The organism is uncultured Thalassospira sp. (assembly GCF_963976115.1).
Lineage (GTDB): Bacteria > Pseudomonadota > Alphaproteobacteria > Rhodospirillales > Thalassospiraceae > Thalassospira.
On sequence record NZ_CAXBJJ010000026.1, the window covers coordinates 20,139 to 41,490 of the forward strand.

The window sequence follows — 21,352 nt, forward strand, 5'->3', positions numbered from 1 at the left end:
GCAGAATCAATCAAGGTTTTTCAGAACGTCGCGCAGGGTTCCAAACAATTCGTCGATATGGGATTTTTCAATGATCAGTGGCGGCGACAGGGCAATGATGTCGCCCGTCGTGCGGATCAGGATGCCTTTTTCAAACGCCTGCAAAAAGGCCGAAAACGCCCGTTTGGTCGGCTGTCCGTCAATGCTTTCAAGCTCAATCGCGCCAATCAGGCCCAGATTGCGCACATCTTTCACCAATGGCAAATCGGCCAGGCTGTGCACGGCGTCTTCCCAGTATTGGCCCAGTTCGGCCCCCCGGGTTAACAGCCCTTCTTCTTCGTAAATTTCCAGCGTTGCCAAACCAGCGGCACAGGCCACCGGGTTGCCGGAATAGGTATAACCGTGGAACAGCTCGATCATGTTTTCCGGGCCGGTCATGAAGGCATCATAAATCGCGTCGGTGGCAAAAACGGCCCCCATCGGAATCGTGCCGTTGGTCAGGCCTTTGGCGGTCGTCACCATATCGGGCTGCACATCGAAATAATCAACGGCAAACGGGGTGCCGATCCGGCCAAAACCGGTGATGACTTCATCAAAAATCAGCAAAATGCCGTGTTTGCTGCAAATCTCGCGCAGGCGCTTCAAATATCCCTTCGGCGGGATCAAAACACCGGTCGATCCTGCAACCGGCTCAACAATCACAGCGGCGATGGTTGAGGGGTCATGCAGGGCGCAAAGACGTTCAAGGTCTTCGGCCAGCCACACGCCGTTTTCCGGCTCGCCGCGCACAAATTTGTTTTCTTCGGGCAAATGCGTATGACGCAAATGGTCAACTCCGCCCAGCATGGTGCCAAATGTTTTACGGTTGGTCGGAATACCGCCCACCGAAATACCGCCAAAATTGACCCCGTGATAGCCGCGTTCGCGGCCAATCAGTCGGGTGCGCTGGCCTTCGCCCCGGGCACGATGATAGGCAATGGCGATTTTAAGCGCGGTTTCAACCGATTCCGACCCGCTATTGGTATAGAAAACGTGGTTCAAATCGCCCGGCATTAACTGGGCAAGGCGGGTTGCCAGTTCGAACGCCTTGGGATGGCCCATTTGAAAGGCTGGAGCATAATCAAGCGCGTCAAGCTGGGCGCGAACGGCTTCGTTGATTTTGGGGCGCTTGTGCCCGGCATTGCAGCACCACAAACCTGCGGTTCCATCCAGGATCTGACGGTTATCGTCGGTGGTGTAATACATGCCTTCGGCAGCCACCAGCATACGCGGGGTTTGCTTGAACTGGCGGTTGGCGGTAAACGGCATCCAAAAGGCGGACAAATCATTGGGGCGATTGTTTGATGTGGCGGCAGTCATTGTTATCAGGTCTCCCGAACCCTGTTTGGCTTTGCTGGCATCGCATATGCCAGTCAACTGGTCGATCATGGCACAGCCGAATTTTGACAAGCAATTACAATTACCTGCCATTGGCAACAGAACCGTGTCGCGCATAACATCTTGCGATCAAGACATGCAAAACTACAGCACAATGACTGTAGCTGTCAGTACCGTTTTTGAACAACTAACCCGTAAGAGCATGACATCGAAGCGATCCCTGTTTTTTTATTGTTTGCGACACATTTATGTCTATCTTCACGTCCCGGCGCGGTTGCACATGCAAGGCCGATCCACGAAGTACCGCGCAAATTTAAACTTGCTTTTTGGCGGCTGAAACAGAGATTATTTGAACCTGACCAAACGGTCAAGATAAATACATAGAAACAACGGGCAGGGTTTATGACCGCATCAGGCAGACCGGCAACCGGCGCGCACAAGGCCGCCATCCGTCAGGAAAACGAAGTGCAAATTCTCGCCGCCGCCGAACGGGTTTTTGCCGATTACGGCTTCAAGGGTGCGACCACCGCCCGCATTGCCGAGGTCGCCAACGTGCCCAAGGCCAATGTGCATTATTATTTCGCCACCAAAGAGGCGCTTTATCGCCGGGTCATTGAAAATGTCTGCTCGCAATGGCTCGAAGCGGCCATGACATTCGAAAACACCGCCAACCCCGCCACCATCCTGCGCGGCTATATCGAAGCCAAAATGGATTTGTCGCGCAGCAACCCCTATGGCTCGCGCGTCTGGGCGCATGAAATCGTCCGTGGGGCCAAATTCTCGTCGGATTATATCTCGACCACCGTCAAAGACTGGCTTGATGGCCGGGTGCGCATCATCCGCCGCTGGATCGCGGAGGGCAAAATGGACGATGTTGAACCCTACAGCCTGATGTACATGATCTTCGCCACCACCCAGCACTATGCCGACTTCTCCAGCCAAATCGAAATTTTCAATGACAACCAGCCGTTAAGTGACGCACAGTTTGCTGAGGCGAAAGAGAATGTGGTGAGGATTATTTTGAGGGGCGTGAACTTACAATAATTTTCAAATCAAAACCACATACGTAAAACTTACAGCGGACAAGAAGATGATATGAAAATAAACGATTTCATCGGGAACTACAGAAATCATCCCGTTTTGTTTATAGTAGCGGGAATCAGCTTACGATATTTAAACACTCACACACGAAAAACAGACACAACAACATTATGTACAATCAAGAACCAAATTGAACAACACGACATAAAACATCATATTTTTAATTTCCATGAAAAATCCTCAACAGATTTCAGGAAACTGATCTGCGCTTATGATTCCCAATACTCCTCCACAGAGAGAATAGAATATTAAACAACCCGGAAAGGCTTCCGTTCGGACTCTTTACCGAGGATGGAGGGTTTGCATTCCTCGTTCCATAAGTTCCCGCATGAAACGTTGGTATTTTATACCGCGCTTGCTCGCTTCAGCCTTGATGCGCTCTAACTGGCTTTCAGGCAGGCGCATGGTCACGCGGGCAGACTTATCCTCGAACTCATAACTCACAGCTTCAACAGCCCCCCAGTCAAACCTGGACAGATCGGCTTCCTCTACGAACCGCTCAGCCGCTTCATCTGTTGGTAGGCTTGGCCATTGCTGTTTTGACGTGTTCATACTCTTTTACCTCCTTGTCGTGCATGTAACGGGCGCTTATTGGCCGTAAATACATTCCGTCTTCTCTGGCGCGATGCATGTAAACGATGAAAACATGACGCCCGCCGCCGTTTTCGCCAGCTGTTCGATAACGGGGTTCATCAGGATGAGGATCAGGTATCCGAAAGGTGATTGCTTTAAGCACATGCTCTATTTCGTCTTGGGATACGCCATGCTTGCCGCACTTCGGCCAATTCCCCTGATCCCATTCAAAACCCGCAATCTTCATGATGTTAGTATGCACCTTTGTATGTACAATTTCAAGCGGAATATATTCAGACGACCCAAAATCAATGATAGATCGATAAGGAAACAGCACAAGAAATTTGCCCCCAAACAGATACTTATCAAATCTTCAATCATGCTTAATCCATCAGGGATGGTATAATCAAGAACTGGTTAACAGCAATAAAAAGCACATCTGGTGGACGTCAAACATTCACATATAATCGGAAAATACCATAATAGCGGCAAGTGAAGGTTCGTGCCGCACAACCATTAATACGCAGCCTTATGCTACCGCAAAAAACACGGGTCGTGTGTATAGGTAGCCCGAAGAAACTTCATTTTCAAAATCAACATCGCCCAGCTATGCCCATTCCTTTGCATAGTTGTACAATCACTAAACGTGCCAATTTAACAAAGATAACTGAGCTGTATAGGCGACGGCCGTATGGAATACATCTGCAAGTTTTCGTTAGCGTTGTTTGCCGCAATCCTGCTAACCAGCCCCGCACGGGGTGTTGCGGGGACAGACGTTTTATTGCCCGTTAACGGGCACGTTTCAGGCCCACAAGATGCCTCTTCTAACACGCAAATCACCGCCATGCCCTCTGGTAACAACAATCAAAGCGACCTCCCCCCGTCACGGTCCCGCGTCACCAAGGCCATACAGGGCCCAAACGCGACAAAGTGCACGAAACTTCGTGCCAGCGGTGCATCGGGATGGGAGCCTGTGACGTATCTTGATAGCCAGAATATCGCGCGGGGTGTTGCCGTTGATATTTTGCAAGAATTTGCAGCGCAAAACCGGATCGACCTGGAGGTTGACCTCGACATTCCTTGGAACCGGGCGATGTTAATGTTGGCCAATGGCGAGATTGACGTCATGGCCGGAGCCTATTTTACCAAAGAACGCGACAAGGAATTTTTGTATTCCCTGCCCTTCGCCTCTGACGATATTATGGTGTTTCAAAATGCCGATCACACCTTTGCCGTTAGCGAAGTCCGCGACCTGATCAACCATCGTGGTGCGCGGCCCCAGGGCGGAAGTTATGGCGATTTTCTGGATCATTATGCGGCGGATTATCTGGATATTATTTTTTCGCCCACCGGCAACCGCATTATGGATTTGTTGATCACGCAACGCGTCGATTACGTGATGCTGGGTCGCTATGACGGTTTGGCAAATATTGCCAATGACGATGTCAGCCGCCAAATTCATATGGTTGAACGCCCGCTGGTGGCAAACCCGGTGATGTTTATGTTTTCACGCAAATCACCCTGCATGAAAATGGTGCCGCCGCTTAACACCTTCGTTAATCACCTTGAACAAAGCGACCGCCTGACCGAAATGACAGCAACCCATTTGCCAATTCTGCCACAAAACTAACTGTTCCGATCAACGCAAAAAAACGGGCCGCCGGTTAAGACAGCCCGCAAGGGAGGGTTGTTTTTGCTCGTGAAAGATTGTTCCTTAAGCTGAGAACAAAAACCGTCAGGCAGCCGTTTCAGCCGGTTTTTCATCCGCCTTCGCCAAAACAGCATCGAGCAGCACCTGCCCGCCCGCATCTGACCAGTGTTTATGGACTTCCTCGATCTCGTTATGGGAAATACCATCAACACAGGGAATAAAGATCATGGCCGTCGGCGTGACATGAGCGAGATAACACGCATCGTGCCCCGCACCCGAGACGATTTCCCGCGCCTTGTAGCCACCGCGTTCCGCCCCCTTGCGCACCGCATCAACGCAGGATGTATCGAACGGCACCGGGGCGTAGTAGAAAATCTGCTCAAACGCGCACTCAAGACCAATGCCGTTTTTGATGTTTTCTACCCCGGCGCGGAGCGCGGCATCCATATCGGCCAGAACGGCGTCGTCCGGGTGGCGAAAATCGACCGTCAGAAACACGCGACCGGGGATGACATTGCGGGAATTGGGGTGGATTTGCATCATGCCGACCGTGGCACAGGCCAGCGGCCCGCGATCCAGGCCAATTTTATTAACCAGTTCAATGATACGCGCCGCCCCCAACAGCGCATCCTTGCGCGAGGTCATCGGGGTAGGTCCGGCATGGGCTTCCACCCCGGTCAGGGTGATTTCATACCAGCGCTGGCCTTGCGCATCGGTGACAATGCCAATATCCATGCCTTCATCTTCGAGGATCGGCCCCTGTTCGATATGGGCTTCAAAATAGGCCCCCATCGGATGGGCATCAATCGTGGCGTCATCCTCGCCCATATAGCCGATGCGTTTAAGTTCCTCGCCCATGGTTTTGCCATCGACATCGGCACGCGAATGACCGTAATCCAGGTCAAACACCTTGGCAAACACACCCGATGCCACCATGGCCGGGGCAAAGCGCGAGCCTTCTTCATTGGTCCAGCAAGCGACCTCTACCGGGGCCTCGGTTTCGTATTTGGCATCGTTAAGCGTGCGGATCACTTCAAGGCCGCTGAGCACCCCATAAACACCATCATATTTGCCGCCGGTCGGCTGGCTATCAAGGTGGCTTCCGGCGACAATCGGCGGCAGATCGGGGTTTTTGCCTTCGCGGCGGGCAAAGATATTGCCCATCTTATCAATACGGATCGAACAACCTTCGTCCTTGCACCATTTGATGAACAAATCGCGGCTTTCGCGGTCGAGATCAGTCAGGGCCAGGCGGCACACACCATCTTTGGCGGTTTTGCCAATTTTGGCCATTTCCATCAGGCTATCCCACAGGCGGTCGCCATTGATATTCAGGTTACGGGCGGTTGACGCAGCAGTCATTGAAGAATTTCCTTTCATATGTGGGGCATATAAATGCAAGGGTTGCGGGGCTGCTGCGCCTATTCGGCGGCGTCGCGCATGGGGTTAAGCGGATGTTGCGGCCAGGTCATATAGGGTTTGTCGGTTTTAACCGGCTCCATCGTGATGCAATCGGGGACCGGGCAAATGTGGTAACACAGGTTACAGCCCACACATTCCGCGTCGATCACCACAAATTCCTTGCCGCCTTCGGGCTTGGCATTCATCGCAATCGCCTGATGCGAGGTATCTTCGCAGGCAATATGGCACCGGCCGCATTCGATACATTTATCCGGGTCGATCACCGCTTTGGTATCGAAATTCATGTTCAGTTCGTTCCAGTTTGCCACCTGCGGCACTGCCTTGCGGGTAAACTGGTCAACGCTGGTGTAACCCTGATCATCCATCCATTGCGACATGCCGTCCATCAGGTCGTCAACCACGCGGAAGCCATAAATCATGGCCGCTGTACACACCTGCACCGCATTCGCCCCCAGCGCCATGAATTCTGCGGCATCCTTCCAGGTGGTAATGCCGCCAATACCCGAAATTTCCAGCGCCTGTGTTTCCGGCGTCCGGGCAATTTCGGCCACCATGTTGAGCGCAATCGGCTTGACAGCCGACCCGCAATACCCGCCGTGCGTACCTTTGCCATCCACCATCGGTTCAGGCACCATCTGGTCAAGATCGACGGAAATGATAGAGTTAACAGTGTTAATAAGCGACACCGCATCGGCCCCGCCCTTAAGCGCTGCTTCGGCGGACCACAGGATATTGGTGATATTGGGTGTCAGCTTGGTAAAGACGGGAATATCCACCGCTTCCTTGACCCAGCGCGTCACCTGTTCAACCATTTCCGGTACCTGACCGATGGCAGACCCCATGCCGCGTTCGCACATGCCATGCGGGCAGCCAAGGTTAAGTTCAATGCCATGCACCCCGCTTTCGGCAATCTGCTGGGCCAGGTCTTTCCAGGCGCGTTCTTCAATCGGGGCCATCATCGACCCGATAATCACATGATCGGGCCATTCTGCCCGGCATTCGCGAATTTCCTGAAGGTTGAGCGCCAATGGACGGTCGGAAATCAATTCGATATTGTTAATGCCCAAAAGGCGACGGTTTTGGTCGTGATGCGCCCCATAGCGCGACGATACATTAACCACGGGCGGGTCAATACCCAGCGTTTTCCACACAACGCCGCCCCAACCGGCCTGAAAGGCGCGCACGACATTGTATTTCTTGTCCGTCGGCGGTGCGGATGCCAGCCAGAACGGGTTAAGGCTATCGATACCAGCAATCTTGCAGCTTAAATCAGCCATGTTCTCTCTCCTCGGCGGGCAATGCTCAGGCGGTTTTCAAAAAGGCATCAATGGCGATGGCGGCACATTTGCCATCTTCAACCGACTGAACGGTCAAATCCTCGCCGCTTTTGATACAGTCGCCCCCGGCAAAAATACCCGGTGCCGTTGTTTGATAGGTGTCATCCACCACAATCTTGCCGCCGGAAATTTCCATGCCTGCAAGGTCATCGGTTTTGATTTTTTGCCCGATAGCTTTTAAAACCTGATCGGTTTTGACCTCAAACCTTTCGCCAGTGCCAACCAGTTTGCCACTGGCATCAAGCGCAGTTTTTTCAAACACCATGCCCATCAGGCGGCCATTGGCTTTAATCGCGACCGGTTTGGCCCAATAGCGCACGATCACGCCATTGATTTTTGCCAGTTCCTGTTCAAATTCGGTGGCCGACATGTGGTTTGGCCCGCGACGATACACCAGCGTTACCTCATCCGCGCCCAAGCGTTTGGCCTGCACGGCGGCATCAATGGCGGTATTGCCCCCACCAATCACCACAACCGATTTGCCCACCGGCATGGTTGATTTATCGACCGCCTGACGCAAGTTTTCGATAAAATCAATCGCGTCATCAACGCCATCGGCTTCTTCGCCCGACAAACCCAGATTATTGCTTGTGCCCAGGCCAACACCGACAAAAACGGCGTCAAACTGCGCGCGAAGCGCGCCTAGCGTCACATCACGACCCAGCGCCTTGCCATATTCAATGTCAATGCCACCAATACCCAACAAAAATTCAACTTCGCGCTGGGCAAAATCGTTGGTCATTTTATAGGCCGCCAGGCCATATTCATTAAGGCCGCCTGGCTTTGCCTTGGCTTCAAACACCGTCACATCATGGCCCAGCATGGCGCAACGGTGCGCGCAAGACAAACCGGCGGGGCCAGCGCCCACAACCGCAATTTTCTTACCGCTGGTGGCAGCACGTTTAAACGGATGGGGTAAATTGCGCGCCATTAAATGATCCACGGCATAACGCTGCAAACTGCCAATTTCGACGGCTTCGTCTTCGGCCACGTTGCGCACACAGGCCTGTTCACACAGCACTTCTGTCGGGCAGGCGCGCGCGCAGGTGCCGCCCATAATGTTGGCCGACAAAATGGTTTTCGCCGCCCCATCGGGGTTTTGGGTGCTGATTTTGCGGATAAAGCTCGGGATATCGATAGATGTGGGGCACGCCGTAACACAGGGTGCGTCGTAACAATAAAGGCAGCGATTGCTTTCGGCCATCGCCTGCAATGATGAAAAAGGCGGATGCAGATCGGTAAAATTATCGTCGATGGCAACCGCCGACATCTGGCCGGTTTGCAAAGCGGGCTTTGCCTGCTGGGTCGTCATTCCATGTCTCTCCCTGCGCTAAAGGCGTCCTCTCCTGCGTCAGCGAAAGACATGTTTGCGTTGAAATACACGCTTTGGATACAACAAGGGCGTTGATGGCACAGCAAACGCTGTTCCCCCTGATATATCCGGCACGATGCATTCCTGGCGTTTTTCAACAGATCCGTTGCCATCATGCAACAAGACCCGTCAATCCCGTTTTTTTCCCTGCCGCGTTTTTGTCATTTAGCTTTGCAGACGCGGTCAGGTGCCTCTCTCTGACCTATGCAGAATGACCAATCCTGATCATTTGGTCAAGATTAAAATACATCCGGCAAAAGCCCTTTAAAAACCCGTTTGCTGGCCGGTTTCAACCTGCCAAAACCGCCCTCATTCAATAATTGAAACAAACCAGATCTAAATTACAGATTGCTTTTTCGGAACATACAACAACCATAAGCGTTCAATCCTTCATTCTGGGGATTGCGGGGGCATGGGGAAGTTCAGATCAGCCTCTCTGTTTCACGCGCCACAGATTGTACCGGCAAACAGGGAGGATCGTGCGCACCACAACACCCCGTAACTTTCCCCTTCATGGAGCAAGAAAAATGTCTGAACACCCCATATTGGTCGGGTTTGACGGCACCGACGCAGCCCACCGTGCCGTCAAATTTGCCGGCATACGTGCCGAAGCCGAAGGCTGCCCCATTCATATTGCCTATATTCTGGAATGGTCCCCCTACAGCTTTCTTTCCGCACAGGAACTTGAAGAACGCCACCAGCGCCGCAGCGAAGAACTGATCCGCGCAGAGGCCACCCTTAATCCCGCCCTGGAAATTTTAAAAAACAAAAACATCAACGTCACCTACGAAGTCCGTTACGGGCATTCGGGCGAATTGATGTGCAAAATCGCCAAAGAAAAACAAGCTACCCAGATCATCATTGGCCGCAAGGGCGGATCGTCACTGGGTGCGCGATTGCTGGGCAGCCTTGCACTGACACTGGTTCAGGCCGCACCGCTTCCGGTCACTGTTGTCCCATAAGCCAGCCCCCTTACCACCGGGAAGACAAGCAAACAAAAAAGACAAAATCAGGAGCACCTCATGTTTTCGCTAAAATGGATTCCTGCCAGCATGGCTGGTATCGCCATTTTATCCTATGCCCCCCTGGCCCAGGCGCAAGAAGGCGGCATGGACCAGGTCATTAACGAAACAATCGCCCCGATTTCGGATGTCATCGCCGGGGCGATTTTTTATACCATCCCCATCGGCGACACAGATTTCCCCCTTATCGTCGGCTGGCTGGTTTTAGCCGCCGCCATTTTCACCCTTTATTTCGGGTTTGTGCAATTTCGCAAGTTTGGCCATGCCATCGCACTGGTCAAAGGCGACTATTCCGACCCCGATGATGCCGGTGAAGTATCGCATTTTCAGGCCCTGGCAACGGCGCTTTCGGGTACCGTCGGCCTTGGTAATATTGCCGGGGTGGCCGTTGCCATATCCATTGGCGGGCCAGGTGCTACATTCTGGATGATTTTGGCCGGGCTTTTGGGCATGGCATCAAAATTCACCGAATGCACACTGGGCGTTAAATACCGCAATGAATATGCCGATGGCCGCGTTTCGGGCGGGCCAATGTATTATTTGACCAAGGGCCTTGCCGAACAGGGTAAACCGGGGCTGGGCCGAATATTGGCCATTGTTTTTTCCATTTGCTGTATTGGCGGGGCTGTTGGCGGCGGCAATATGTTTCAGGCCAACCAGGCGTTTCAGCAAATTGTTAATGTCACCGGCGGCGACCAAAGTTTCATCGCAGATAGTGGCTGGCTGTTCGGGTTGGTCATGGCGATTATTGTCGGTATGGTCATTATCGGCGGCATCAAATCCATTGCCAAGGTTACCGAAAAAATCGTGCCGTTAATGGCGGTGATTTACGTGCTATCCGGCCTGGTCATTATCGGCATGAATATCGAACATGTTGGCGATGCCTTTTACCGCATTTTTGACGGTGCTTTTACCGGGGCCGGTGTGGCTGGCGGGACTGTCGGGGCGCTGATCCAGGGGTTCAAACGTGCGGCATTTTCCAACGAAGCCGGTATTGGTTCTGCCGCCATTGCGCATTCGGCTGTCCGCACCAAAGAACCCATCACCGAAGGCTATGTTGCCCTGCTTGAACCCTTTATCGATACCGTGGTGATTTGCACCATGACGGCGGTTGTCATTACCATTTCGGGGCAATTGCAAACCAACCTGACCGGGGTTGAACTGACATCGGCGGCTTATGCCACCGCATTCACCTGGTTTCCGATGATTCTGGCCCTTGCCGTGGTGCTGTTTGCCTTTTCAACCATGCTGTCCTGGTCCTATTACGGGCTAAAGGCCTGGACCTATCTGTTTGGTGAAGGCAAAGGCAAGGAAATCGTCTTTAAGGCCTTTTTCTGCCTGTGCGTGATTATTGGTGCCAGTATGAATTTGGCACCTGTCATCAATTTTTCAGATGCGATGATCTTTGCCATGGCCCTGCCCAACATAGTGGGCCTTTATTTTCTGATGCCGGTTGTGAAACGCGAAGCCACCCAGTATTGGCAAAAAATTGACCGGGGCGAGATCAAGAAGGTCAAATAACACCATGTAAGACGATAAATTCAAAACATCCCGGCAGCCATTTTGACAGCCGGGATGTTTTATAGCCAAACCGTTAATCAGGAAACGACAGGCGGGCTTTGCACATAAGCCAGCAGCAACCGGGCCACGGCAACAAAGCTGTCCATATGTGCGCGTTCATGCCCGTGCGAGGCATCCAGCCCAAAACAAATCAGCGATGCCCGGGTGTCGTATCCGGCCTCAAGGGCAGAGGCGACGTCGCTTCGATAAAACTTGAACACATCGCGCGAATGGTCAATGTCGTTTGCCCGGCACAAATCCATAAGATGGCGGTTCAAACGGCGGTCAAACGGGCCGGACATATCCATCATCGCAATGGTGACGCCATATTCGCTGGTGTTTTGGCCCGGTGCAAAGGTGCCGTTATCCACCGCCACCAGTTCACCCACATCCTGATCAAGCACATGCGCCCCACCCAGCCCGACTTCTTCGGCGATGGTGAAAATAACATGGCAATTCACCGGCAGTTCCAACCGGTTTTCCATAACCGCCTTGATCATGGCCAACACCGATGCCACCCCGGCCTTGTCATCAAGGTGACGTGACACCACAAATCCGCTGTCGGTAAATTCGGCATTGGTATCAACCGCGATCAAATCGCCGATATTGACCCCGGCTGCCACCACATCGGCCTTGTTTGCAACCCGCGCGTCAAGGCGCACTTCCAACTGTACCCAATCAACAGGCTGGCTATCAATCTCGGCATTATAGGTATGGCCCGATGCCTTTTGGGGCAAAATCGTCCCGCGCCAGCTTTTGCCATCGTCGCCATGCACGGTTACACGGGCACCTTCGGCAAAACGCGATGACCAATGCCCAACGGCAACCACCGCCAAACGCCCGTTATCCTTAATTTCCTTTACCATCGCGCCTAGCGTATCAACATGAACAGCCACGGCACGATCAGGGGTATGGCGTTTGCCGGGCAATTCTGCCCGGATGGCCCCGCGCCGGGTTAAATCAAACGTCACGCCAAAGTTTTTCAATTCGTTGCAAACAAAGGCAACGATGTCATCGGTCATCCCCGTCGGGCTATGGATTTGCAGCATCCGACCCAGAATGGCAGCCAGATAGTCACGGTCAATATGCGGGGCGGACATGAAAACTCCTGTCAGTCATCGGGCCAGATTACAATTCCGGCCAAATCAGTGTTTGGTAATAATAGAGGAAAGCGCCTGTAATTCAGGACTTAACGGCTGATCGGGCGGTAAATCATTGCTGCCCACCCTAAGAAAACGGCGTTCGACGACGGCTTCCTGTTCTTCCATCAGGCGTTGGGCGGCGCACATATGCTGATAGGTAACGGCGCGAACGGTTTCACCATCGCCATTTTGCAATGCTTCAATCAAACGTAATTGATAGCTGCGGCCCACCTCGCGCAATTCGGTATTGGGCTGGTCATAGATTTTCTTGCAAACCGTCAGGTTCATCAACAGATCAATCATGAACCGGCACACAAAGGCCAGCAGTGGATTGGGGCAAATCTCAACCAGAACCAGATGAAATTCCAGTTCCTTTATCCGCTGGCGATGGGCTTCTTCGATGGTGGCAGGCTGGCGGGCGTACCATGTCATTTTTTCTTCCAGGCGCACAAAATCGGCTTCGTCCATCCGGCCAATGCAGGCGGCAACCATTTCAGGTTCCAGCAAAATGCGTAATTCATAAATATCGCGGATCGATAAATCCTTGAAAAAGAAATAGTTGCCCAACAATTCAACGGCGCGCTGTTCCGGCACACTATCGATAAACGCACCGCCCCCCGGCCCGGTGCGGGTTGCGATCAAGCCCTGGGTTTCCAGCGATTTCAGGGCTTCGCGCACGGTTCCCTTCGATGCCCCCAACAGCGAAATCAGGTCCGCCTCCTGCGGCAGGCGCGAACCGGGGCGCAGGCGTTTTTGCGCAATATAATCCTTGATCGCTTCGCTGATCGCCTCGGGGCGTTTGCGGTCGCGCTTGCGCGTTTTATCCGCCGCATCCGACCGGTTTTTGGGAAATATCGGGTGATCCGTCATCCATGCTCCATCTGCCGCCAGTGCGGCCCGTTTGCTGCCTTGCGCAGGCGCAGGCAAAACCAAACAAAATTAAATTCTGCACCCCACCCTGTCTTATGTCATCCGATCAAGCGGGTGAAAACAGGCCGCTGCATGATTATCCAACCCGAAATCCGCTTTGGGCACATTTTTTCGGCAATCATCGCGCGCATGCTGGCATCGCGGGGCAAAAGCACAGCCGGGCGGGGGTGCCATCGGATCGGGCAATTCGGCACTGGCGTCCTCGACTTGCAAACCCCGTTTGCCCGGCACGGGCGCACTATCAAGCAATAAACGGGTATAGGGATGGCGCGGTGCCACAAACAGGGCCTGTCCGGCAGCCTGTTCAACCACACGGCCAAAATACATCACGGCCACACGGTCACTTACCGCCTCGACCACCGATAAATCATGACTGATAAAAATATAGGTTAAACCAAACCGTTTTTTCAGATCATCCAACAAGTTTAAAACCTGTGCCTGCACCGACACATCAAGGGCCGATACCGGTTCATCAAGCACGATAATTTCCGGTTCCGCCGCCAAAGCCCGGGCAATGCCCACACGTTGGGCCTGCCCACCTGAAAATTCATGCGGATAGCGATCCAGAAATTCGGGACGCAAATTAACACAATCCATCAACTCTTCCAGCCGGTCGGTCAGGGCCGGGCCCGAGAGATTGCGCAAATAGCGCAGCGGTGCGGCCAATGTTTCGCGGATCAGCTTGCGCGGGTTTAATGAACTGATCGGATCCTGAAACACATATTGAATACGCCGCGACAGCGCATGGCGGTCACGCGCGAGCAAATCATTTAGCGGTTCACCCGATACAGTCACATTACCCGCACTGGGCCGATCCAACCCCACCAGCATCCGCGCCAGTGTGGATTTCCCACAGCCAGATTCCCCGACAACGCCAAGGGTTTCGCCCTTGCGCACGGCAATATCCACCCCGCGCACCGCATAAACAGATGGTTTTTTGCCCATAAAAAGGGTGCGTCCACCGCCAAAAACACGCACCAGATCGCGGGTTTGAAGAACAATGTCAGACATGATCGCCTCCCATCGGTTTGACACAACGCACCGCATGCCCCGCCCCCAAATCATCAAGGGCGACGGCCCCTGCCCGGCAGGTATCATCGGCGCGGTCGCACCGCTCGGCAAAGGCACACCCCACGGGTAAATTGTTTACCGCCGGGGGCAAACCGGGAATGGCCACCACGTTACGTTTGGCTTCGCCCAACCGGGGCACACAATCGATCAGGCGTTTAGTATAGGGATGGGCGGGTTGTTGCAAAACCTGTTGTGTGGTGCCCATTTCCACAATCTGGCCCGCATACATTACGGCAACCCGATCGCAAATTTCCGATACCACGCCAAAATCGTGGGTAATAAACAACACCGATGTGCCATGTTCGGTGCGCAGATTATTCATCAATTTCAAAATCTGCGCCTGTACCGTCACATCAAGCGCGGTTGTGGGTTCATCGGCAATGATCAGTTCGGGTTCGTTGGCCAGCGCCATGGCAATGCCCACCCGTTGGCGCATCCCGCCCGAAAGTTGGTGCGGATAGCTATCTGCGCGTTGTTCGGGGTTAGGGATCCGCACCATCCGCAACAGCGATACGGCCTTGGCCCACGCATCCTTGTAACTGACACGGTTATGGGCACGGATCGCCTCGACCAGTTGGTCCCCCACCGAAAATAACGGGTGCAAGGTTGAAAGCGGGTCCTGAAAGACATAGGCGGCACGACCCCCGCGAATGGCGCGAATTTCACTGTCGCGCATGGCAAACACATCGCGACCATCAAGCATCACCCGCCCGCCAACAATGGTGCCTGGTGGCGATGCCACCAACCCCAACAACGATAAGGCCGTGACAGATTTACCCGACCCGGATTCCCCCACCAGACCCACACATTCATTGCGGCCAACGTTAAAGGACACACCGCCAACGGCCTTGTAAACATCATCGCCCAGCACAAATTCCGTGCGTAAATCTTCGACCGCCAAAATGGGACCGGTGCCTGTTTTTGTATTTGCACCGGCACCCTTTTCGGTCGTCAGGGTTTTGGAACGATCAATACGGGTGACAGGGGCCGGGCGGGCCAATGCGCCCGATTTTAAACGCGGGTCCAACACATCGCGAATGCCATCGCCCAGTAAATTGATGCTCATGACCAGTAAAAAGATCATACCACCGGGAATGGCCGATAAATGCAGGGCGGTTGTAATCAGCTTGCGCCCCTCGCCCAGCATCGACCCAAGGTCAGCCTGTGGGGGTTGCGCGCCCAAGCCCAAAAAGCTTAGCCCTGCTGTTTCCAAAATCATCCAGCCGACCGTGGTCGACATGGTGATCACAATCACCGGCATCACATTTGGCAAAATCTCGCTTAACAGAATACGGATATGCCCCTTGCCCGACAAACGGGCAGCATCAACAAATTCGCGGTGGGCAATGCCAACCGTAACCCCACGAATATTACGGGCAAAAAACGGAATGTTGACCACGGCAATGGCATAAAGCGCATTCATCAATCCCGGCCCCAATGCAGCAACAATGGCAAGGGCCAGCAGGATATAGGGAAACGCCATCACCATATCGATGCCGCGCATCAGAACATTATCGGTTCGTCCGCCGAAATAGCCCGAAATAATACCAATTGCCGAGCCAAACACCGCCGCAAACAACGATGCCGAAATGCCAACAGCCAGACTAACCCGTGTGCCCCATAACAGCCGCGATAATAAATCACGGCCCAAATGGTCGGTTCCCAGAAAATGCCCGTCTGTTAAGGGCTGCAAAAGCCGGTTGGCCGGGTCGGTTGCATCCGGGTCGGTCAAAGGCAGCCACGGTGTGATGAGGGCGACAATAATAACAACAGCCAAAATCACCGCCCCGACCAGGGCGAGATGATTGCGCGCCAGCAATTTAAAGGCCGAAGGGCGGGCCGACGATTTACGGGGTTTTGCCGCCATTTTTGCGGTTGCTGCCGGGGTGCTCATGCCTTGACCCTCGGATCGATAAGATGTTGCAACACATCGGCAAACAGATTGAACAACACATAACTTGCCGCCACAATCACAACGCCCCCTTGCACCAGCAAAATATCGCGGGTGGCAATGGCGGTTACCAGCATCCGGCCAATACCGGGCCATTGAAACACGGTTTCAATGTAAACCGCCCCGCCCAGCACAAAGCCCGCCTGCACCCCGATCACGGGAATGACATTCACCAGTGCCGCCTTGAAAGCATGGCGATAAATCACCCGTCTTTCATCAAGGCCCTTGGCGCGTGCGGTGCGGATATAATCCTGTCGTAAAACTTCCAGCATGTTTGACCGCGTCAGCCGGGCAATCACCCCGGTTGCCACCACTGCCAACGTGATTGACGGCATAACCAGATGGCGCAACAGGTCGGGCAAATCCCCGCCGCCGTAAATCGCATACATGCCACTGACCGGCAGCCAGCGAAGATTAACCGCAAACAGCAACATCATCATCAGACCCAGCCAGAATGACGGCACGGAAATGCCAATCAACACCACAAAAGTCAGGGTTTTATCGGCCCAGCCATATTGCCGCACGGCCGACACCACACCGGTTAGCAGGCCCAAAATCGTACACAAGACCAAAGATGTTCCCGCCAAAATCAGCGTCGCGCCAAACCGTTCCAGAATTTCATCTAAAACCGGGCGGTTCAGGCTGTAAGACCGGCCAAAATCACCGTGCAGCATATGGGTCAGCCAAATCCAGTATTGGCTGATCAGTGATTTGTCCAGGCCCAGATCAGCACGTAATTTGGCAACATTTTCCGGGGTGGCATAAGACCCTAAAATCGCCAGGGCCGGGTCGCCGGGAATAAGCGACATGATCAAAAATACAATCACGGTCAGCCCGAAAAGAACCGGGACCATCAAAACCAGGCGGCGAAGAATATAGACGTGCATGATTACGGCTCGTCGGTGTGAATGCGGGAAAAGACACCGGGTGCAAAAGGCATGATGTTTCGCACCCGGCCACATATCGGCATACGGCCCTATTCCTTGCTAACGTCTTTCAACAGCAGGAAGAATGACGGTTGCAGTTTAAACCCTTTTACCGCCGAACTGCTCACAGCATTCTGTTTCCAGTTGGCAATAAAGGCCCACGGGGCATCATCATGAACAATCTGTTGCATGTCGCGATACAGCTTGGCGCGTTCATTCTGATCGGTCGAGGTGCGGGCCTTTTCCAGCAATTCATCCACCTTGGGGTTGGAATAATAACCGGAATTAAAGCCACCCTTGTCAGGCCAGGCATCACTGCGCAGGGCCAGATACGGCAATGTATCGGGGTCGTTGGTCATCCAGGCCATTTCGGCCATGTCAGCTTTGCCTGCCAAACCCGGATTAACCTTGCCCAGAAAGGTATTCCATTCATAGGTTTCGATTTTAACCTTTAAGCCGACCTCGGCCAGATCCGCCTGGATCGCAGCCCCCATCGGGATCGGATCAAGCATGCCCGAACCGCCTTCGGTCACATAAAAGGTCACTTCCTTGCCCGTGGCCCCGGCATCGCTGATCAGCTGTTTGGCCTTTTCCACATCATAGGGATAAGGGTCCAGGCTTTTGTCATAGGCCCAGGCAAAGGCCGGGGGTGTTGGCCCGGCTGCAACCTCGGCTGTGCCTTGCAACACATTATCCACCAATGCCTTTTTGTTAATGGCATAGTTAACCGCCTGGCGAACGCGCTTATCCTTGAACGGGCCTTCCTTCATATTCAGGATCAGGAACCAAAGGTGCGGCCCGGCCTGCTGATAAACCTGAAAATTGTCGTCACCGGCAAGGTTGGTCAAACTGTCAGGCGGCACCTCGACCATCAAATCAATACCGCCGGCCATTAATTCGGCCACACGCGTATTGGCGTCGGTAATCGGGCGGAACACAACGGCGTCAAGTTTCGGCGCCCCATCCCAGTAATCGTCATTGCGGCTGACCACCACTTTGGCGTTGCTGTCCCATTCTTCAAACTTGAACGGGCCGGTCCCCACCGGGTGACGGCCAAAATCCTTGCCGTATTTCTGAACCGCTGTGGGCGATACGATCAGGCCGGTTGGATAGGCCAGATTGGACAAAAACGGCGCATAGGGTTCTTTTAAAGTAAACTTCACCGTCAGATCGTCAAGCACGTCGATTTTATCAACGGTGCTAAAGAAAAACGCCAGTGGAAACGGGCCGGTGTCATGTTCCGGGTGTTTTTCATCCAGCATCCGGTCAAAATTGTATTTTACCGCCTCGGCATTAAACGGGGTGCCATCATGAAACGTCACCCCGTCGCGCAACTTGAAGGTATAAACCTTGCCATCGTCGGAAATGGTCCAACTGGTGGCAAGGTCGGGTTCGACCTCAAGGGTGCCGTCCTTATAGCGCACCAGACCATCATACATATTGACCAGAATGCGAAAATCATTGACCGCCGTATCTGCTGCGGGATCAAGCGATTTGGGTTCGGCGATCTGCCCGACCAGCAAAACGCCCGGTGGTGTCTGTGCCTCAGCCTGCCCGGCTGAGAATGTTGAAACTGTCAGGGCTGCTGCGACCAGCGCCCCCTTAAACAGGCTTTTCATTCAAGCCTCCCTGTTATTAAGCCTCTCGATCTCGCCCGGATCACAATCCGGACCTTGCGGCAACAACCGCTTGTTATTGTGCTGAACGTTCCCCAAACCAAAAGCTGTTGCCCTGTTGCCCGTCCTTTTGGCCATCACGGTTGCAAACTCTATTTATAATGATAAATTGGATTTGAGCAATTATTTATCATTATAAATTTACCCAAACCGGGTTGCCGCCTCTCTGATCAGGCAGGAAACATGACCTACTCTCTCATCGCGAAAGACCCGAAAACCAACGCCCTTGGCCTGGTTACCGCCACCGGCAATCTTGCCGTGGGTGGCTTTGTTCCGCACCTGTGCCCCGGGGTGGGCGCCATTGCCACACAGGGGTTCTCTACCAATTACTGGTATGGTGTTAATGGGCTAAAACAGCTGGAAAACGGCGAAAATGCCGAGTCGGTGGTAAAAAACCTGACCGATGCCGACAGTGGCCGGGATCATCGGCAAATGTTGTTGCTTGATGCAAAAGGCAATGGTGCGGCCTGGACGGGCCATGCCAACGCCGCGCACCACGGCCATATCATTGCCCCCAATCTGGTTGCCGGAGGCAACATACTGGCCAGTGATGAGGTTATTCCCGCCATGCAATCGGGCTTTGAACGGGCACTAAAAAACGGCGTATCGTTTTCGCGGGCATTGCTGTGTGCCTTAAAGGCAGCCTTTGAGGCGGGCGGGGATAAACGTGGCACCAGTTCGGCTGTGATCAGGGTTGTGACGCCAAATGCCCTGCCGCTGGATCTGCGTATTGACGATCATGCCCAGCCGATTGCCGAACTGCAGCGCCTTTACGACATGACACAACAAAACGACTATCAGTCCTTCTTTGTCCGCCTGCCCACACCGGATCATCCGCACCAATATTAGTCCTTACCACCAGAATATAACCCGCCGTCAAATCGCCGCATCACATATCGGAGGCTCCCCATGCTGGGACAATTTGTTTATGACCGCCTGGAAGAAGCCGCACAATTTTCGCAATCCGGCCCCGGCGTCACCCGCCTGTTTCTAAGCCCCGAACATAAACAGGTTGCCACCTTGATCCGCGACTGGATGACACAGGCGGGCCTGCACACCGAAATTGATGCCGCAGGCAACATTATTGGCCGTGATGCCAAGGCCCAACAAGGTGCGCCCACATTGATCATGGGGTCGCATCAGGACACGGTGGTTTGTGGCGGCAAATATGACGGAATGCTGGGCGTGGCCCTGCCCATTGCCGTCATCGGCGACCTTTACAATCGCAACATCGATCTGCCGTTCGGCATCGAAATCGTCGCCTTCGGGGACGAGGAAGGAACCCGTTTTCAATCCACCCTTGTCGGCTCGCGCGCCCTTGCGGGCACGTTCGATCCCAAAGCCCTGGATGCAACCGACGATCACGGCATTTCGGTGCGCGCAGCCTTGCGCGATTTTGGCTGCGACCCCGATGCCATCGCACCCCTGAAACGCGACCGCAAAAACACACTGGGATTTTTGGAAATCCACATCGAACAGGGGCCTGTTCTGGAAAGCCGCGACCTGCCGGTTGGCATTGTCACCGCACTCACCGGCATTGAACGCCACCGCGTGCTGATCAAAGGCAAAGCCAGCCATGCCGGAACCACCCCGATGGATAAACGTCAGGATGCCCTGCTTGCCGCAGCCGATATTATTCACAAGGTCAATCAGGTCTGCCATGAAACCGAGGGCATGGTTGGTGTGGTCGGTAAAATCGAGGTTTCACCAAACGCGGTTAATGTCATTCCCGATACCGTCGATCTGACGATTGAACTGCGCGCGCCCGAACGCACCGTGCGTCTCAATGGCCGGGGTGCCATCCTGTCGTCACTTGGCACCATTGCGCAAAACCGTACTGTCGCCATTACGGCCGATAAAACATACGAGGCCGAAGGGGTGCCCTGTGCCAACTGGATGATGAACGGGCTGGAAGCCGCAATTGGCAAACAGGGCCTGGCCCCGCTGCGCCTGTTTAGTGGTGCAGGCCATGACGGCCTTGCCATGCATGATTTATGCGATATCGGCATGCTGTTTGTGCGCTGTAAAGACGGGTTAAGCCACCACCCCGACGAAGCAATTACCGCAGCCGACGCCGATATTGCCGCCCATGTCCTGGCTGAATACTTGCAAAATCTGGCCCGGTTCTGCCCAAAACTGGCAAAATAATAAAAGCAGTTACCCGCCGCGCATCCCGGCATTGCAAAGCCATGCCTTTGCAGAATGCCTGAAATATGCGATTTTGGGCGCAATCTGGCGTGTATTTGTGATATGACGCGCAGG

General features: G+C 53.7%; 18 protein-coding genes. 6 read left to right on the plus strand and 12 right to left on the minus strand.

Annotated features, from left to right (window positions below; translation table 11 throughout):
* Nucleotides 1-6: 6 nt before the first annotated feature.
* Nucleotides 7-1,338 carry an aspartate aminotransferase family protein gene (locus AAC086_RS22255; RefSeq protein ID WP_339782132.1) on the minus strand — a complete coding sequence of 444 codons (1,332 nt, stop codon included), beginning with the start codon at nucleotides 1,336-1,338 and terminating at the stop codon, nucleotides 7-9.
* Nucleotides 1,339-1,758: 420 nt separating this feature from the next.
* Here AAC086_RS22255 and AAC086_RS22260 point away from each other — a divergent pair, with 420 nt between their 5' ends.
* On the plus strand, nucleotides 1,759-2,400 hold the full coding sequence (locus AAC086_RS22260) for a TetR/AcrR family transcriptional regulator (protein ID WP_339782134.1): 642 nt from the start codon (nucleotides 1,759-1,761) through the stop codon (nucleotides 2,398-2,400).
* A gap of 339 nt (nucleotides 2,401-2,739) precedes the next feature.
* Here AAC086_RS22260 and AAC086_RS22265 read toward each other — a convergent pair whose 3' ends face one another.
* A complete protein-coding gene (locus tag AAC086_RS22265; RefSeq protein WP_339782137.1) occupies nucleotides 2,740-3,009 on the minus strand; it encodes a CopG family antitoxin in 270 nt (89 codons plus the stop codon).
* Nucleotides 2,966-3,277, minus strand: a complete 312-nt coding sequence (locus AAC086_RS22270; RefSeq protein WP_339782138.1) for a BrnT family toxin — start codon at nucleotides 3,275-3,277, stop codon at nucleotides 2,966-2,968. Before AAC086_RS22270 ends, AAC086_RS22265 begins: the two co-directional genes overlap by 44 nt.
* Nucleotides 3,278-3,874: 597 nt before the next feature.
* Here AAC086_RS22270 and AAC086_RS22275 point away from each other — a divergent pair.
* Nucleotides 3,875-4,660 (plus strand): transporter substrate-binding domain-containing protein, encoded by a 786-nt coding sequence (locus AAC086_RS22275; RefSeq protein ID WP_339782188.1) that lies wholly within the window; start codon nucleotides 3,875-3,877, stop codon nucleotides 4,658-4,660.
* A 105-nt stretch (nucleotides 4,661-4,765) separates the two neighbouring features.
* Here AAC086_RS22275 and AAC086_RS22280 read toward each other — a convergent pair whose 3' ends face one another.
* From AAC086_RS22280 to AAC086_RS22290, 3 genes are read right to left on the minus strand one after another with little or no spacing between them, the layout of a single operon-like run.
* Complete coding sequence (locus AAC086_RS22280; RefSeq protein ID WP_339782141.1) at nucleotides 4,766-6,043, minus strand: Zn-dependent hydrolase; 1,278 nt, start codon at nucleotides 6,041-6,043, stop codon at nucleotides 4,766-4,768.
* 59 nt (nucleotides 6,044-6,102) lie between these two features.
* Nucleotides 6,103-7,380, minus strand: a complete 1,278-nt coding sequence (gene preA / locus AAC086_RS22285) for an NAD-dependent dihydropyrimidine dehydrogenase subunit PreA (protein ID WP_339782143.1) — start codon at nucleotides 7,378-7,380, stop codon at nucleotides 6,103-6,105.
* Nucleotides 7,381-7,405: 25 nt separating this feature from the next.
* Nucleotides 7,406-8,752 (minus strand): NAD(P)-dependent oxidoreductase, encoded by a 1,347-nt coding sequence (locus AAC086_RS22290; RefSeq protein ID WP_339782146.1) that lies wholly within the window; start codon nucleotides 8,750-8,752, stop codon nucleotides 7,406-7,408.
* A gap of 587 nt (nucleotides 8,753-9,339) precedes the next feature.
* Between AAC086_RS22290 and AAC086_RS22295 the strand changes: the two genes are divergently transcribed.
* Nucleotides 9,340-9,774 (plus strand): universal stress protein, encoded by a 435-nt coding sequence (locus AAC086_RS22295; RefSeq protein WP_339782149.1) that lies wholly within the window; start codon nucleotides 9,340-9,342, stop codon nucleotides 9,772-9,774.
* A gap of 60 nt (nucleotides 9,775-9,834) precedes the next feature.
* Complete coding sequence (locus tag AAC086_RS22300) at nucleotides 9,835-11,355, plus strand: alanine/glycine:cation symporter family protein (protein WP_339782151.1); 1,521 nt, start codon at nucleotides 9,835-9,837, stop codon at nucleotides 11,353-11,355.
* A 77-nt stretch (nucleotides 11,356-11,432) separates the two neighbouring features.
* Here the strand turns inward: AAC086_RS22300 and AAC086_RS22305 are convergent, their stop codons facing one another.
* The 6 genes from AAC086_RS22305 to AAC086_RS22330 all read right to left on the minus strand — a co-directional run bounded on the left by AAC086_RS22305 (nucleotide 11,433) and on the right by AAC086_RS22330 (nucleotide 19,033).
* A complete protein-coding gene (locus tag AAC086_RS22305; RefSeq protein WP_339782154.1) occupies nucleotides 11,433-12,494 on the minus strand; it encodes an osmoprotectant NAGGN system M42 family peptidase in 1,062 nt (353 codons plus the stop codon).
* A 45-nt stretch (nucleotides 12,495-12,539) separates the two neighbouring features.
* Entirely contained in the window at nucleotides 12,540-13,406 is an 867-nt protein-coding gene (locus AAC086_RS22310) for an FCD domain-containing protein (protein WP_339782157.1), read from the minus strand.
* A 93-nt stretch (nucleotides 13,407-13,499) separates the two neighbouring features.
* On the minus strand, nucleotides 13,500-14,477 hold the full coding sequence (locus AAC086_RS22315; RefSeq protein WP_339782159.1) for an oligopeptide/dipeptide ABC transporter ATP-binding protein: 978 nt from the start codon (nucleotides 14,475-14,477) through the stop codon (nucleotides 13,500-13,502).
* On the minus strand, nucleotides 14,470-16,431 hold the full coding sequence (locus AAC086_RS22320; protein ID WP_339782161.1) for a dipeptide/oligopeptide/nickel ABC transporter permease/ATP-binding protein: 1,962 nt from the start codon (nucleotides 16,429-16,431) through the stop codon (nucleotides 14,470-14,472). The genes AAC086_RS22315 and AAC086_RS22320 overlap by 8 nt, the downstream gene beginning before the upstream one ends.
* The gene (locus AAC086_RS22325; protein ID WP_085591920.1) at nucleotides 16,428-17,375 is read right to left on the minus strand and encodes an ABC transporter permease; all 948 of its coding nucleotides are present in this window, start codon (nucleotides 17,373-17,375) and stop codon (nucleotides 16,428-16,430) included. Before AAC086_RS22325 ends, AAC086_RS22320 begins: the two co-directional genes overlap by 4 nt.
* Before the next feature lie 89 nt (nucleotides 17,376-17,464).
* Entirely contained in the window at nucleotides 17,465-19,033 is a 1,569-nt protein-coding gene (locus AAC086_RS22330; RefSeq protein ID WP_339782164.1) for an ABC transporter substrate-binding protein, read from the minus strand.
* 240 nt (nucleotides 19,034-19,273) lie between these two features.
* Between AAC086_RS22330 and AAC086_RS22335 the strand changes: the two genes are divergently transcribed.
* The gene (locus AAC086_RS22335) at nucleotides 19,274-19,939 is read left to right on the plus strand and encodes a DUF1028 domain-containing protein (RefSeq protein ID WP_339782166.1); all 666 of its coding nucleotides are present in this window, start codon (nucleotides 19,274-19,276) and stop codon (nucleotides 19,937-19,939) included.
* A 60-nt stretch (nucleotides 19,940-19,999) separates the two neighbouring features.
* Entirely contained in the window at nucleotides 20,000-21,238 is a 1,239-nt protein-coding gene (locus AAC086_RS22340; RefSeq protein WP_339782168.1) for an allantoate amidohydrolase, read from the plus strand.
* The last annotated feature ends 114 nt before the right edge of the window (nucleotides 21,239-21,352 follow it).

Coding starts and splice junctions, on each gene's coding strand:
- AAC086_RS22255 (WP_339782132.1), bottom strand. CDS start 1,338: ATGACTGCCGCCACATCAAACAATCGCCCCAATGATTTGTCCGCCTTT.
- AAC086_RS22260 (WP_339782134.1), top strand. CDS start 1,759: ATGACCGCATCAGGCAGACCGGCAACCGGCGCGCACAAGGCCGCCATC.
- AAC086_RS22265 (WP_339782137.1), bottom strand. CDS start 3,009: ATGAACACGTCAAAACAGCAATGGCCAAGCCTACCAACAGATGAAGCG.
- AAC086_RS22270 (WP_339782138.1), bottom strand. CDS start 3,277: ATGAAGATTGCGGGTTTTGAATGGGATCAGGGGAATTGGCCGAAGTGC.
- AAC086_RS22275 (WP_339782188.1), top strand. CDS start 3,875: ATGCCCTCTGGTAACAACAATCAAAGCGACCTCCCCCCGTCACGGTCC.
- AAC086_RS22280 (WP_339782141.1), bottom strand. CDS start 6,043: ATGACTGCTGCGTCAACCGCCCGTAACCTGAATATCAATGGCGACCGC.
- preA (WP_339782143.1), bottom strand. CDS start 7,380: ATGGCTGATTTAAGCTGCAAGATTGCTGGTATCGATAGCCTTAACCCG.
- AAC086_RS22290 (WP_339782146.1), bottom strand. CDS start 8,752: ATGACGACCCAGCAGGCAAAGCCCGCTTTGCAAACCGGCCAGATGTCG.
- AAC086_RS22295 (WP_339782149.1), top strand. CDS start 9,340: ATGTCTGAACACCCCATATTGGTCGGGTTTGACGGCACCGACGCAGCC.
- AAC086_RS22300 (WP_339782151.1), top strand. CDS start 9,835: ATGTTTTCGCTAAAATGGATTCCTGCCAGCATGGCTGGTATCGCCATT.
- AAC086_RS22305 (WP_339782154.1), bottom strand. CDS start 12,494: ATGTCCGCCCCGCATATTGACCGTGACTATCTGGCTGCCATTCTGGGT.
- AAC086_RS22310 (WP_339782157.1), bottom strand. CDS start 13,406: ATGACGGATCACCCGATATTTCCCAAAAACCGGTCGGATGCGGCGGAT.
- AAC086_RS22315 (WP_339782159.1), bottom strand. CDS start 14,477: ATGTCTGACATTGTTCTTCAAACCCGCGATCTGGTGCGTGTTTTTGGC.
- AAC086_RS22320 (WP_339782161.1), bottom strand. CDS start 16,431: ATGAGCACCCCGGCAGCAACCGCAAAAATGGCGGCAAAACCCCGTAAA.
- AAC086_RS22325 (WP_085591920.1), bottom strand. CDS start 17,375: ATGCACGTCTATATTCTTCGCCGCCTGGTTTTGATGGTCCCGGTTCTT.
- AAC086_RS22330 (WP_339782164.1), bottom strand. CDS start 19,033: ATGAAAAGCCTGTTTAAGGGGGCGCTGGTCGCAGCAGCCCTGACAGTT.
- AAC086_RS22335 (WP_339782166.1), top strand. CDS start 19,274: ATGACCTACTCTCTCATCGCGAAAGACCCGAAAACCAACGCCCTTGGC.
- AAC086_RS22340 (WP_339782168.1), top strand. CDS start 20,000: ATGCTGGGACAATTTGTTTATGACCGCCTGGAAGAAGCCGCACAATTT.